The sequence below is a fragment of the Maribacter litoralis genome (genome assembly GCF_902506355.1).
In the GTDB taxonomy this organism is placed as follows: Bacteria; Bacteroidota; Bacteroidia; order Flavobacteriales; family Flavobacteriaceae; genus Maribacter; species Maribacter litoralis.
The window spans coordinates 838,739-851,896 of sequence record NZ_LR733271.1 but is presented as its reverse complement, the minus strand read 5'-3'; the positions used below and the strand labels follow the sequence as shown (position 1 = coordinate 851,896).

At 35.7% G+C, this 13,158-nt stretch carries 14 protein-coding genes; 4 read left to right on the top strand and 10 right to left on the bottom strand.

The genetic code is table 11. The features are described from left to right. Positions 1–103: 103 nt before the first annotated feature. Both pafA and murI read left to right on the top strand, forming a co-directional pair. Positions 104–1,777: an alkaline phosphatase PafA gene (gene pafA / locus EXIGUO8A_RS03550; protein ID WP_407658171.1), complete on the top strand. Its 1,674-nt coding sequence runs from the start codon at positions 104–106 to the stop codon at positions 1,775–1,777. A 1-nt stretch (position 1,778) separates the two neighbouring features. Next, complete coding sequence (gene murI / locus EXIGUO8A_RS03545) at positions 1,779–2,567, top strand: glutamate racemase (RefSeq protein ID WP_159301948.1); 789 nt, start codon at positions 1,779–1,781, stop codon at positions 2,565–2,567. Here the strand turns inward: murI and EXIGUO8A_RS03540 are convergent. Both EXIGUO8A_RS03540 and EXIGUO8A_RS03535 read right to left on the bottom strand, forming a co-directional pair. Next, entirely contained in the window at positions 2,554–3,054 is a 501-nt protein-coding gene (locus EXIGUO8A_RS03540) for a dihydrofolate reductase (RefSeq protein ID WP_159304389.1), read from the bottom strand. The two genes, murI and EXIGUO8A_RS03540, sit on opposite strands and share 14 nt — an antisense overlap. An 11-nt stretch (positions 3,055–3,065) precedes the next feature. Continuing rightward, entirely contained in the window at positions 3,066–3,467 is a 402-nt protein-coding gene (locus tag EXIGUO8A_RS03535; protein WP_159301947.1) for a 2TM domain-containing protein, read from the bottom strand. A 54-nt stretch (positions 3,468–3,521) separates the two neighbouring features. Here EXIGUO8A_RS03535 and EXIGUO8A_RS03530 point away from each other — a divergent pair, with 54 nt between their 5' ends. Next, a complete protein-coding gene (locus EXIGUO8A_RS03530) occupies positions 3,522–4,604 on the top strand; it encodes an aminotransferase class V-fold PLP-dependent enzyme (protein ID WP_159301946.1) in 1,083 nt (360 codons plus the stop codon). 151 nt (positions 4,605–4,755) lie between these two features. Then, positions 4,756–5,052: an isoamylase early set domain-containing protein gene (locus EXIGUO8A_RS03525; protein WP_116772439.1), complete on the top strand. Its 297-nt coding sequence runs from the start codon at positions 4,756–4,758 to the stop codon at positions 5,050–5,052. 77 nt (positions 5,053–5,129) lie between these two features. Here the strand turns inward: EXIGUO8A_RS03525 and egtD are convergent, their stop codons facing one another. From egtD to EXIGUO8A_RS03485, 8 genes are all read right to left on the bottom strand, one after another. Beyond that, on the bottom strand, positions 5,130–6,098 hold the full coding sequence (egtD, locus tag EXIGUO8A_RS03520) for an L-histidine N(alpha)-methyltransferase (protein WP_159301945.1): 969 nt from the start codon (positions 6,096–6,098) through the stop codon (positions 5,130–5,132). A gap of 16 nt (positions 6,099–6,114) precedes the next feature. Then, the gene (gene egtB, locus EXIGUO8A_RS03515; protein ID WP_159301944.1) at positions 6,115–7,275 is read right to left on the bottom strand and encodes an ergothioneine biosynthesis protein EgtB; all 1,161 of its coding nucleotides are present in this window, start codon (positions 7,273–7,275) and stop codon (positions 6,115–6,117) included. Positions 7,276–7,349: 74 nt separating this feature from the next. Further along, positions 7,350–8,165, bottom strand: a complete 816-nt coding sequence (locus EXIGUO8A_RS03510; RefSeq protein ID WP_159301943.1) for an energy transducer TonB — start codon at positions 8,163–8,165, stop codon at positions 7,350–7,352. A 3-nt stretch (positions 8,166–8,168) separates the two neighbouring features. Next, positions 8,169–8,993 (bottom strand): thymidylate synthase, encoded by an 825-nt coding sequence (locus EXIGUO8A_RS03505; RefSeq protein ID WP_159301942.1) that lies wholly within the window; start codon positions 8,991–8,993, stop codon positions 8,169–8,171. A gap of 167 nt (positions 8,994–9,160) precedes the next feature. Next, positions 9,161–10,477 (bottom strand): NupC/NupG family nucleoside CNT transporter, encoded by a 1,317-nt coding sequence (locus EXIGUO8A_RS03500; RefSeq protein WP_236564528.1) that lies wholly within the window; start codon positions 10,475–10,477, stop codon positions 9,161–9,163. 161 nt (positions 10,478–10,638) lie between these two features. Then, positions 10,639–11,268 carry a bifunctional nuclease family protein gene (locus tag EXIGUO8A_RS03495; RefSeq protein WP_159301940.1) on the bottom strand — a complete coding sequence of 210 codons (630 nt, stop codon included), beginning with the start codon at positions 11,266–11,268 and terminating at the stop codon, positions 10,639–10,641. A gap of 84 nt (positions 11,269–11,352) precedes the next feature. Beyond that, positions 11,353–12,321, bottom strand: coding sequence for an electron transfer flavoprotein subunit alpha/FixB family protein (locus EXIGUO8A_RS03490; RefSeq protein WP_159301939.1), 969 nt, complete (start codon positions 12,319–12,321; stop codon positions 11,353–11,355). A 37-nt stretch (positions 12,322–12,358) separates the two neighbouring features. After that, positions 12,359–13,099 (bottom strand): electron transfer flavoprotein subunit beta/FixA family protein, encoded by a 741-nt coding sequence (locus tag EXIGUO8A_RS03485; protein ID WP_116770037.1) that lies wholly within the window; start codon positions 13,097–13,099, stop codon positions 12,359–12,361. Positions 13,100–13,158 lie beyond the last annotated feature (59 nt).

Sequence of the window (13,158 nt, the reverse complement as noted above, 5' to 3'; positions counted from 1 at the left end):
AATAAAAATCTTACCGTAAAAATAACAATAAAGGACCTGATTTAACCTCGGTTTAATCTTTAAAGAGGTAAATTATTTACATTTGTGCTTCAATCTAACACGAATGAAAATGAAAAAATATTTTATTACTTCCTTATTTGTCGGAACCTTATTGGTAGCGAGCGGCTTAACCGCACAAAAGAAGAATAAAGACAATGTAAGTGATGATTTGTTAAGGGTGAAACCTAAATTAGTTGTAGGCGTAGTGGTGGATCAAATGCGATATGATTACCTAACACGCTTTTATGATCAATTTAGCGATGACGGATTTAAAAGATTGGTTGAAGAAGGTTTCAATTGCAAAAACAATCATTTTAATTATGCACCTACAAGTACAGGTCCTGGGCACACCTCTGTATATACCGGTACATCACCATCTGTACATGGTATAATTGGAAATAATTGGTATGATAAAGAAACCGATACAAGCGTATATTGTGCTAGTGATGATACATACTCATCTGTAGGGACAACTGCAAATGCGGGTAAAATGTCTCCACATAGAATGACGGTGACCACCATAACGGATGAATTACGATTACATACGCAAATGCAAGGGAAAACAATAGCTATTGCATTAAAAGATAGGGGTGCGGTATTACCTGGTGGACATACTGCCAACGCAGCATATTGGTTTCATGGAGCCGATGAAGGTAAATGGATAACAAGCACATTTTATATGGATCAATTGCCTAAATGGGTAAGTGATTTTAATGCATCTGGTAAGGCACAATCATATAAAAGAGAATGGAATACCTTAAGGGATATTAGTGAGTATAAGGAAAGCGGAACCGATAACAACCTATTTGAAGGTAAATTTGATGGAGAAAACGCTACTTCATTTCCTCACAAACCGGCTGAGCTGTTAGATAAGACCAAAAGTTTTGATATTATCAAAGCAACACCATTTGGAAATTCATTGACTACAGATTTTGCTATTGAGGCATTAAAACAAGAAAGATTGGGCACAGATGATATCACCGATTTTTTAGCTGTAAGTTTTTCAAGCACCGATTATGTTGGACATATGTTTGGTGTTAATTCTAAAGAAATTCAAGACACCTACTTAAGGCTAGATGAAGATATTGCTAGATTGTTCAAAGCCTTGGATAAAAATGTGGGAGAAGGGGAGTACACACTGTTCTTAACTGCGGATCATGGTGCTGTTGAGGTACCTACTTATTTAAAAAGTGAAAAAATACCATCTGGTTATGTTGATACAGCTGCGAACAAAAAGAGGTTAAACGAATTTTTGCAGTATAAATATGGCACAGTAGATATAGTTAAAAATTACTCTAATGATCAAATATTTTTAGATCATAAAATTGTAAAGAATCTAGATCTTAGCTTGGCAGAGGTGCAAGTTGAAATTGCTCAAGAGGTATTGGGTTATGATGCTATTGATAGAGTGTATACTGCGAATCAAATGTGGAGTAATAACTATACATCTGGTATACCGTATATTTTACAAAATGGTTACAATCAAAAAAGATCCGGTGACGTATTGATAGTTTTAAAGCCAGGATATATTTCTTATAGCTCAACGGGGTCTACACATGGGTCGCCTCAAATTTATGATACACATGCCCCATTATTGTTTTATGGTAAGGGGGTAAAAGCAGGTTCAACGATTAATAGAACAGAAATTCCTGATATTGCTCCTACAATATCGGCATTGTTAGGTATTTCTTTTCCAAATGGAACTACTGGAAAGCCTATAACTGAGGTATTAAAATAATATGGATGATAGGCGTATAGGTATTTTTGACTCGGGAATCGGAGGAACATCTATTTGGGGTGAAATTCAAGAACTTTTGCCACATGAAAGTTGTATTTATTTGGCAGATAGCAAGAATGCTCCATACGGCGAGAAATCTGAGGAGCGTATTTTAGAGCTTAGCATCAAAAATACAGAATACTTATTGAACAAAGATAGTAAGCTAATTGTCGTTGCCTGTAATACGGCAACGACAAATGCCATATCCTATTTAAGAACAAACTACCATGTACCATTTATTGGCATCGAACCTGCGATAAAACCAGCAGCCATTAATACCAAGTCTAATATTATTGGAATCTTGGCCACTAAAGGAACTTTGTCTAGCAGTTTATTTCATAGCACCTCAAAAAACCATGCAGCGGGCATTACCGTTATTGAACAAAGAGGCACGGGGTTAGTTGAAATGATCGAAAATGGCCATTTGGAAAGTACAGAGCTTTATCTTCTTTTAGAAAGTTATATTAAGCCAATGCTGGATCAAGGTATGGATTACCTTGTCTTGGGCTGTACGCATTACCCGTATCTAATTCCTCTTTTGAGAAAAATGTTGCCAGAACACGTTACTGTTATAGATTCTGGTGAAGCTGTTGCTAGGCAAACCAAATCTGTTTTAGAAAATAATGACTTGCGAACAACAGCTACAAAAAAAGGTTCTCATCAATTTTATACTAATGGAGATGAAGAGGTACTTTCAAAAATTTTAAAAAAATCAGACGCAGTATATTCTGTACTCTCTAGAGATTTTTAAGGGCGTCATCCTTTTTTACATAGGTTAAATATGTAAAAGAAAGGTCGTGTTTTTCGTCTACAGGGTGAAATTCCTGTGTGGTCAACATCCAGTAATCTTCATCAATTTCTGGAAAGAATGTATCTGCATCTTCAAAAACACCATGTACACGTGTTAGCTCTATTTTATCAGATTTCTTTTCGCCCTGTTTATAGATTTCTCCGCCACCAATGATAAAGGCAATTTCATTTTTTACAAGATCAATAGCCTCATCTAAGGAATGAACTACAATACATTCGTTATATTCAGTGCAGTACTCTTTGTCTCTTGTTATAATGATGTGGGTTCTATTGGGTAATGGTTTAGGGAAACTTTCATACGTTTTTCTACCCATAATTATTTTGTGGCCAGAAGTTAATTTTTTAAAACGTTTAAAGTCGTCTGGCAAATGCCAAAGTAAATCATTGTCTTTGCCCAAGGCATTGTTTTCTGCTGCTGCAGCAATCATTATAAGTGTTCTCAATGCAATTTTTTTTTAGGTTCAATTTCCAAAGCTGTAGGAAGTGGCATTTCTTCTTCAATTTCCTTTTCCATTTTAGAGATACGTTGTTTTTGTTTTTCCACTAGTTTTTCACGTTGAGAACGTTCCCAATCCTTACCCATAAATTTATTGGTGATAAATACATTGAAAACATGTAAGACAAATAAAAAGCCCCAAAAAGTAATTGCCCAAACAAACCAGTTATATTCTTGCCCGTATTTTAGTATTTTATTTATCAGTACCAAAAAGACACTACCTACCAAAAAGATTACGAAATGAGTATAAAGTCGCTTTTTTTGACGTACTCTTTTTTGAGCATGTTCTAAAAGCTCATGTTGCTCTAAATCTAATTTGGAGGTGTTTTTATTTCTAGAAAACATACTCTTCCTATCTTTGATATAAAGATACATGAATTGTATTATACCCTATAACCCATGGAAAAAATTAGAAAAGAATTTCCCGTTTTAAGAAAAGGAATTTATGCGAATACAGCAGTGTACGGACCATTATATGATTCTTTGTTAGATTGGCGACAAGAACATGATTTAGATTTTTTGCTGTATGGTAGTGATATGCGTGAGAAATCTTTAAAGGTCATTTCAGAAACACGTTCTGCGGTTGGCAGTTTTTTTAATTGTAAACGAGAAAACGTAGCCTTGGTCAGTAATTTTTCTTCGGGAATCAATGTTTTTTTAGAAGGCTTAGAAATTGAGAACAAAGTGTTGCTTATAGAAAATGATTACCCTTCCCTAAATTGGAGTTTTGAAAAAAGGGGATTTAACATAACTTATGTTCCAACGTCCGTAAAGTTAGAACAGCAAATTCTTGAAGTGGTCAAGAGTTCAAAGATTGATGTTTTGGCATTTAGTCTTGTACAGTGGCTAGATGGTTTTGCTATAGAACTTGATTTTCTAAAAGATTTAAAAAAGCAATTTCCAGAACTTGTAATTATAGCCGATGGCACTCAGTTCTGTGGTAGTACTAATTTTGATTTTGATAATTCGGGTATCGATGTATTGGGTGCTAGTGCCTATAAGTGGCTATTGGCAGGCTATGGAAATGGTTTTATGTTGTTCTCTGATGAAATTAAGGATAAAATCAGTTTGAATTCTATTGGTTTCAACGCCGCTGATGGAAATTATGAAAAAAAGGACGCAATTAGGTTCGCAAAACAATTTGAGCCTGGTCATCTGCCCTCATTGAATTTTGGTAGTTTAAAGTTTTCCATTGAATTTTTTCAGAGAATTGGTATGGATAAAATTACCGAGCATAATAAAAAGCTATCGGTAAAGGCCAAGGCTGAATTTGAAAAATTAGGTCTATTGTCCGATCAGATAGTAGGGAGAAAAAAGCATAGTACTATTTTTAATATCAAGGCAAACGAAGCTACTTTTCAAAAATTAAAAGACAATGATGTATTCTGTGCACAGCGAGGTGATGGTGTGCGTTTAAGCTTTCATTTTTATAATACAATTGCTGAAATAGATGCGATAGTAAAAATCTTAAAAGCAGAATAATATAGATTATTAATAAAGTAATTTTGTAGGATTTTTTTTCATTCTTGGTTTCTAAAAGGTGTAAATAATAAGGATTTGACAAAAATATCTTACTCATTGGAAATGAGTAGTTTATTATGCTAGTTTTGCTTTAAATATTAAATTTATTATCATGGCAATTGCAAAAAAATATTTAAAAACAAAACCAGTCTGTAAGGTTACTTTTACAGTACCTGCAGACAATGCAAAAAAGGTAGCTGTCGTAGGCGATTTCAATAATTGGAATGCTAAAAAGAGTGCGTTGAAGAAACAAAAGAATGGTTTGTTTAAGGGTACTTTTGATCTGCCAAAAGAGAGTTCATATGAATTCAAATACATTGTTGATGGAGAATATATAAACGAAAGTGAAGCTGATCGTTACCAATGGAACGATTATGCAGGTTCTGAAAATGCAGTTTTAGAATTGTAGAGAAAAAATTCTAGTAAAAAAAAACCTGTTATTTATAATAGCAGGCTTTTTATATGCTGTTTAATGATTATGTAGTTTTATGCTTTTTTGAAAACACAATTTTTGTATCCATATTCTGTAGATTGATAGTCAGTGGTCATTTTTAAACCTGATTCTTTGGCGAGCCAGTTGATAATTTGGTCGTCATATTTTTGGGATATTTCTGTGTGTATGGTTTCCCATTGCTTAAATTTAATCGTTAGGTCTAGGGCTTCAATTCTGATGTTTTGCTCAATTTTAGAAACCAAATAGCTTTTTGCCGATCCGGTTTCTGGATTATAAACTTCCCAGTGTAAAAACTGACTTAAATCAAAATTACCATCTAATTCTGTATTTATTCTAGCAAGAATATTTTTGTTGAATGCTGCGGTTACACCTTCTTGATCGTTATAAGCGTCTAGTATGGTTTTTGGATTTTTCTTTTGGTCGAAGCCTATTAGGAGCAAGTCATTCGGTTGCATGAGCTGTTGAATTTTTTTCATGAAACCTACGGCTTGATCGTGTTCAAGATTACCAATGTTTGAACCTAAGAATAAAATAACTTTTCTGTTCTTTCTATGTTTTATTTCTTTTAAAGCCTCAAAATAAGTTCCTTGAATGGGTAGAACGTTTACTTTGGGTAATTCTTTTTTACAAGAATTGTGAAGTTGATTAAGGGCGTTTTCACTGATGTCAATAGGTACGTATGTAAAATCAATATTTTTATCACTAAATTCTTTCAGCAATATTTTTGTTTTTTTACCGTCACCCGCACCTAACTCTATTAAATCGAATGTACCTGAATTAGCGAACAATTCTGTAATTTTCTCTTTGTTGTTTTTAAGAATTTCATATTCACAATCGGTTAGGTAATATGTTGGCATTGCCATAATATCTTGAAAAAGTTTATCACCCTTTTTATCGTAAAAATATTTTGATGATAAATGTTTCGGGTAGTCGGTTAAACCAGCGTGCACCTCTTTTTCAAATTCAGTTGTAACAACTGGTGCTATGTTAGTGTTTTGCATAATAAGTATGTCGTTATTATTTGGCTAACCTTATCCCGGTAAACTGCCATTTTAAATCTGTCTGAAAGAAATTGCGATATGTGTGTCTCGCATGCCTGTTTGGTGTTGCTACAGAGCTACCTCTAAGTACTTTTTGATTCACCATAAATTTGCCATTGTATTCGCCCAAGGCTCCGTCAACTTTTTTATAATTGGGGTAGGGTAAATAGGCGCTTTCTGTCCATTCCCAACGTTGTCCCCAGTTAAATGAATTCTGTGCTGCTTCCCATTCAAATTCAGTGGGTAGCCTACAATTTTTAAATTGTGCAAAAGCAAAGGCTTCAAAGTACGAAATGTGGGTTACTGGAGCATCTACATCGATTTTTGTTAACCCATTAAGGCTGTAGTAATGCCAGGTGTCATCTATTAGGTGCCAATATAAAGGCGAGTTTATGTTTTTTTGCTGCACCCAATCCCATCCAGCGGCGTGCCAAAGGTCAAATCGTTTATAGCCATCTGCTTTTATAAATTCCAAATATTCTCCATTGGTAACAAGTTTATTGGATATTTGATAGTCGTGTAAGTACACCTTGTGTCTGCCTAATTCATTGTCAAAACAAAAGTCTGTAGAATTATGGCCTATTTCATATATGCCTTCGCTCATCGATATCCACTGTTGGGCGCCTTTCTCAACGGTGAATTCTTTAAAAGTATCGGAATACTTGGGTAAAAGCGGATTATTGCCTAAAATATATTTAATGTCCGTAAGTAATAATTCTTGATGCTGTTTTTCGTGATGAATTCCTATTTCAAGAACTTCTAATAGCTTTTGATCATTATTTGATTCTAGCAATTTGTTCATTGCTTGGGTCACGTAGGTACGGTATTCGTAAACCTTTTTTACGGAAGGTCTAGAAAGGTTGCCTCGGTCAGCGCGAACAACACGTTTACCTACGGTTTCATAGTAACTGTTGAATACGAACGAGAAGTCTTCATCGAATATTTGATAAGAAGCATCATAAGATTTAAGTATGAATTCTTCAAAGAACCAAGTGGTATGGCCTAAGTGCCATTTTGGTGGAGATACATCAATTATTGGTTGTACCACATAATCTTCAATTTCTAGGGGCTCGCAAATAGCCTCGGTATGCTCTCTAGTTTCTATAAAGAAATCTAAGAGCGTATCAGTACTAACCATGGTAACAATTTTATTGTAAGTTAAATAAAATTGACCAATGCGTATTGATCTGATAAATTAAGAAATTGATACGTTTACAATTTGAAGTTTATAGGAATGGAATATGGAACCTTTACGGGAGAGCCATTTTGTAAACCTGGTTGAAGTTTAGGAAGTAAAGAAATTATTCTAATAGCTTCGTTCTCTAATATTGGAGAAGGTCCTCTAGTTCTTATATTTCCGACGTTTCCTTCCTTGTCCACATAAAATATAATGCTGACCCTTCCGCTAATATTTTGGGCAATAGCTTTCTTAGGGTAATTAAAATGTGAGCCAATATGTAGCTGAATAAGCGAATTAAAAGTTCTTCTGTCGGTTAAATTGTTTACTCTAGCTTGATTTTGAAATAGAGGGGGTTCTTCGATAATACCTCCTTTAAATGCGCAATTGCTGTCTATGGGAATTTTATTCAATTGATTGTCGCTAATCAGGTAATCGAAATTTAAAAAGTATTTTGGTCTATAAGTAGCAGGCTTTTTATTGTCAACCCTCAAAACATGTAAGTTGGCAATTCTTTTATTAAGATTTTTGTAGAATTTTTTATTGATTTTTTTATCATTTATTGAAGTATAGATCCTCTCTTCGTTGATTTGATTTAAATCATTTAATTCAAAAGTGATACCTGTTTTTAGGGTGTCAATTTCTTGATTTCTCTTTTTAAATAAATCTTTTAGTACATTAAGAACTTCATCTTCAATTTTGCGACTTAAGCAGTCATTTTTATCTAAAGCATCAGCACATTCGTCTATTATTATTTCTTCTTGTGGAAAGTAGGTAGAATCGTCTTGAGCAAAACAATTCGTAGAAATGATAGTACAAACGATAAGTAAAATAGATACTTTTATTTTCATGGTTTAAACGGCTACTATCCCTTTTATATGAGGATGCGGATTATAACCTTCTAATGTGAAGTCCTCGAATTTGAAATCGAAAATATCTTTCACATCAGGATTTATTTTCATTTTAGGCAAAGGTCTGGGCTCTCTGCTTAATTGTAATTCAACCTGCTCCATATGGTTATTATATATATGGGCGTCGCCAAAAGTATGGATAAAATCCCCAGCTTCATATCCGCAAACTTGCGCCATCATCATGGTAAACAAGGCATAAGATGCAATATTAAAAGGTACTCCTAAAAAAATATCTGCACTACGTTGGTATAACTGGCAAGATAATTTTCCGTCCGCAACATAAAATTGAAAGAATGCATGACAAGGTGGTAAAGCTGCTTTGCCGTTAGCTACATTCTCAGAGAAAGACTTAGAGGTATCTGGTAAAACACTAGGGTTCCAAGCGGAAACTAACATTCTTCTGCTATTTGGGTTTGTTTTTAAAGAATGTACAACTTCTTTGATTTGGTCAATTTCATCATCGTTCCAATTACGCCATTGGTGACCATAAACCGGACCAAGATCTCCATTTTCATCTGCCCATTCGTTCCAAATACGAACTCCGTTCTCCTGTAAATACTTAATATTTGTATCGCCTTTTAAAAACCAAAGTAGTTCATATACTATAGATTTTAAATGTAATTTTTTGGTGGTTACCATGGGGAAACCTTCGGTGAGGTCAAAACGCATTTGATAGCCAAAAACACTTTTGGTTCCTGTTCCTGTTCGGTCACCTTTTTGGTTTCCTGTAGCTAATACGTGATTGAGTAAGTCGTGGTATTGTTTCATAAGAATAGAGCTCCTTGAGTTCTGTGCATAGAACTTTTGCGGAGTAATGATTTTTGTTGTATCAAAAATAAAGAAAGAAGATATGTAAAACAGAGGAATAACTTCTCAGTTATCAATAATTATCAACGAAATAATAAGTGCTCCCCTTTTGGGGGCTAGGGGTCTTTTTATCCTAAAATCATACCAGCGATAGTGGCAGAAAGTAACGAAGCTAAAGAACCACCTAAAACAGCCTTCATTCCGAATTCGGATAACGTTTTTCTTTGTCCAGGTGCCAGTGAGCCAATACCGCCAATTTGAATTCCTATAGACGCAAAGTTGGCGAAACCACATAGCATATAAGTAGCCATTATTACAGACTTATTGTACGTTAAGTTAGCGCCTGTAGAAAGGTCTTTCAGTTCTGCTAATTGAATGTATCCAACAAATTCACTAGCGACCAATTTAATGCCCAATAATTGACCCATAAGCATAATGTCTTCGTTGGCAACTCCGATAAGCCACATCAAAGGGGCGAATATTGTACCTAATATAGCTTCTAAAGAAAATTTTGAATAAGAAGTATTATCAGCTATCCAGCCATTTAGGTGTGTTAAATCACCTGTCCATTCTAAAATACCGTTCACCATGGCTATGATGGCGACGAACACTAGCAACATTGCCCCTACGTTTACGGCAAGCTTTAATCCTTCGGTTGTACCATTGGCAATAGCATCCAATACATTGGCTCCTATTTTTTCGGAGGAAACGTGTACGTCACTGTTAACCTCTTCGGTTTGTGGATAAAGCATTTTTGAGATTACAATGGCACCGGGAGCAGCCATTACGGATGCTGCCAATAAATGTTTTGCAAATACCAATTGAAGTACCTCGTCCTCACCACCTAAAAACCCTATATACGCAGCTAATACAGCGCCTGCAACAGTAGCCATACCACCGATCATGACCAACAGAATTTCTGAACGTGTCATCTTTTCTAGGTAAGCTTTTATTAATAAAGGTGCTTCGGTTTGTCCTAAAAAGATGTTTCCGGCTACAGATAAACTTTCAGGTCCCGATATTCCTAAAGTTTTGGAAAGTGCCCAGGCCAACCATTTTACCACCTTTTGTATCAGTCCTAAGTAAAACAATAACGAAGTAAGTGCTGAGAAAAATATAATGGTAGGCAATACCTGAAAGGCGAAAATATAGCCAAAAGTACCTGTATCTACAACAAGACCTTCAAAAAGGAATTTACTTCCTGCGCGTGTAAATTCTAAAATACTAACGAATACTTTACCTATTTGCTCGAAAACCAATTGAACGAAAGGTACTTTTAATACGCCAATAGCAATTACCAATTGAAGCGCCAAACCTATACCAACTGTTTTCCAGTTTATAGCTCTTCTATTAGAGCTGAATAAGAATGCTAAAAGTAGTAGCACCGCCATACCTAAAACGCCTCTGCCCAGGCTGTTGATCGAAAACCCCTCGTTTATGGACATATTTATTTCGCCGGCATTTGCTACATCTTCAACTAAAGTAGTGTCTGTAGTGTTTTCTAATGGTACGGTTACGTCTACGTCTTGAGCAAATGTAATTGTGGTAAGAATTAGTGCAAAAAATAGCAGCCATTTGCCCTTTTTCATAAACTATAATTTAATATTTAATTGCGTTTAGAGATTTCATCTCTCAATTTTGCCGCCTTTTCGTAGTCTTCGTTGGTGACTGCCTTTTTTAATTCTGTTTCAAGCTCTTCAATGGTAAGTTCAGTGTAACCATCTGTAGCACCAGAATCTATTTCTACTGTTTCGCCTTCCTGTAAAATTTCATCGACCATTATACTATCATCGCTTTCTTTCTGATCTTTCTCTTTAGAGGAGAATTTTAAGAATATTCCAGCTTTGTCCAATATAGTCTTATATGTGAAAATGGGGGCGTTAAAGCGTAATGCCAAGGCAATGGCATCACTTGTTCTTGCATCGATAATTTCTTCTATGCCATCTCTTTCGCAAATAATGCTAGAATAAAATACGCCGTCTACCAATTTGTGAATAATAACCTGCTTAATAACGATGTCAAACCTATCTGAAAAGTTTTTGAACAGATCATGGGTAAGCGGTCTTGGTGGCTTTATTTCTTTTTCTAGGGCAATAGCGATAGATTGGGCTTCAAAAGCACCAATAACAATGGGTAACTTTCTGTCGCCCTCAACCTCGTTCAAAATAAGTGCATAGGCACCATTCTGAGTTTGGCTGTAAGAGATTCCTTTTATTTTTAATCGTACTAGACTCATAGATTTTAAACTAAAAAAGGCTGTTCGAATACTTGGGCTCCAACTATCCGAACAGCCCTTTAAGGGGCACAAAATAACAAAAATTTAGCCGTTTTGTGCTTTAAAATCCTTTAATTTTTCAATCAATTTAGGAACAACTTCAAAGGCATCGCCAACAATTCCGTAATCAGCAGCTTTGAAGAAAGGTGCTTCGGGGTCATTATTGATGACAACTTTGGTTTTAGAGGCACTTACACCTGCTAAATGTTGAATGGCTCCAGATATACCAATGGCAATGTAAAGGTTACTTGCAACTGGCTTTCCGGTTTGTCCTACGTGTTCACCGTGTGGTCTCCAGCCTAAATCTGAAACTGGTTTGGAGCAAGCGGTAGCAGCGCCTAATACATCGGCAAGCTCTTCGATCATTCCCCAGTTTTCAGGACCTTTTAATCCTCTACCTGCAGAAACGACTATATCTGCATCTGCTATAGTTGCTTTACCGACTACTTTATCAACTTCAACAGATTTTGTGTTGTTGGTAACACCATCTGTGGCAGCAGCTATTTCTTCAACAGATACATCTGTCTTATTTTCATGTGCTCCAAATGCATTGTTTGATACCCCTACAATTTTAATATCGGTATCTATTTGCGTGTGGGCAAAACCTTTATTACTGAAAGCAGATCTTTTAACCATAAAAGGCGAAGTGCTTTCAGGAGCTTGTACAACATTAGGTGCGTAACCTGCAGATAATTTGGCAGATAATAATGGTGCTAAATATTTGGTGTCTGTGCTAGAACTTAAAATAACCACTTTGGCATCTGTGCTTTTTACGGCTTCGGCAATGGTTGTAGCGTAAGCCCCTGCATTGAAAGTTGAAAGCGCATCATCTTTAACGTTAAGAACTTTTGATACACCGTAATCTCCTAGGGTATCGTTTTCGTCACTGTTAAAAGAAATTGCGGTAACTGTAGTGCCCATCATTTTGGCAACTTCCGCAGCATAAGAAGCAACTTCGAACGCGTTCTTTTTAAATTTTCCTTTTTCTGATTCTGTATATACTAAAACTGACATCTTTTTTGTTTTTAATGTTTACCTAATTAATAGGTTATTAAATGACTTTTGCTTCGTTGTGCAATAAATCTACCAACTGATCAACGCTGTCGGCTAATTTAACCGGACCTTTTGGAGCTGGTTTGTCGAATTTTTTATCCTCTGTAGCTTTAAGGGCATCAACAGGTTCAACTACCGTAAGGGTCTTTTTTCTGGCCATCATAATACCTCTCATGTTAGGTATGCGTAGGTCGCTCTCCTCAACAAGTCCTTTTTGACCACCAACAACTAAAGGTAAGCTGCTTGTCAATTTTTCTTTTCCGCCGTCAATTTCTCTTACTGCGGTAACATCGTTACCTTCAATTTCAAGACTTATACAAGAATTGATGAAATTCATATTGGTCAACGAGGCCAAAATTCCTGGTACCATACCACCATTATAGTCTATAGATTCTCTACCGCCAATAACAAGGTCATAACCACCGTTCTTAACAACTTCGGCTAATTGCTGTGCAACCGAAAAACCATCGGTAGGTTCTGTGTTTATTCTAAAAGCCTCGTCTGCGCCTATGGCTAAAGCTTTGCGCATTGTAGGTTCAACCGTTGGTCCGCCTACTGTGGCAATATGAACTGAAGCGCCTTGTTTTTCTTTGAACCACATGGCTCTTGTTAATCCAAATTCGTCGTTAGGGTTAATTACGAACTGTACACCATTGGTGTCAAATTTAGTGTCGCCATCTGTAAAATTAATTTTAGATGTCGTATCTGGAACGTTACTTATGCAAACTAATATCTTCATGTGTAAAAAACTTTATATCAATGGTGACGAAGATAGCTAATAAAATCCAAATTTACTAT

Bases quoted from the DNA above. Each gene is read 5' to 3' on its own strand.
- EXIGUO8A_RS03505 (WP_159301942.1), bottom strand. From the start codon at position 8,993: ATGAAACAATACCACGACTTACTCAATCACGTATTAGCTACAGGAAAC.
- EXIGUO8A_RS03535 (WP_159301947.1), bottom strand. From the start codon at position 3,467: ATGTTTTCTAGAAATAAAAACACCTCCAAATTAGATTTAGAGCAACAT.
- EXIGUO8A_RS03510 (WP_159301943.1), bottom strand. From the start codon at position 8,165: ATGAAAATAAAAGTATCTATTTTACTTATCGTTTGTACTATCATTTCT.
- egtB (WP_159301944.1), bottom strand. From the start codon at position 7,275: ATGGTTAGTACTGATACGCTCTTAGATTTCTTTATAGAAACTAGAGAG.
- EXIGUO8A_RS03530 (WP_159301946.1), top strand. From the start codon at position 3,522: ATGGAAAAAATTAGAAAAGAATTTCCCGTTTTAAGAAAAGGAATTTAT.
- EXIGUO8A_RS03500 (WP_236564528.1), bottom strand. From the start codon at position 10,477: ATGTCCATAAACGAGGGGTTTTCGATCAACAGCCTGGGCAGAGGCGTT.
- egtD (WP_159301945.1), bottom strand. From the start codon at position 6,098: ATGCAAAACACTAACATAGCACCAGTTGTTACAACTGAATTTGAAAAA.
- murI (WP_159301948.1), top strand. From the start codon at position 1,779: ATGGATGATAGGCGTATAGGTATTTTTGACTCGGGAATCGGAGGAACA.
- EXIGUO8A_RS03485 (WP_116770037.1), bottom strand. From the start codon at position 13,099: ATGAAGATATTAGTTTGCATAAGTAACGTTCCAGATACGACATCTAAA.
- EXIGUO8A_RS03540 (WP_159304389.1), bottom strand. From the start codon at position 3,054: ATGATTGCTGCAGCAGCAGAAAACAATGCCTTGGGCAAAGACAATGAT.
- EXIGUO8A_RS03525 (WP_116772439.1), top strand. From the start codon at position 4,756: ATGGCAATTGCAAAAAAATATTTAAAAACAAAACCAGTCTGTAAGGTT.
- EXIGUO8A_RS03495 (WP_159301940.1), bottom strand. From the start codon at position 11,268: ATGAGTCTAGTACGATTAAAAATAAAAGGAATCTCTTACAGCCAAACT.
- pafA (WP_407658171.1), top strand. From the start codon at position 104: ATGAAAATGAAAAAATATTTTATTACTTCCTTATTTGTCGGAACCTTA.
- EXIGUO8A_RS03490 (WP_159301939.1), bottom strand. From the start codon at position 12,321: ATGTCAGTTTTAGTATATACAGAATCAGAAAAAGGAAAATTTAAAAAG.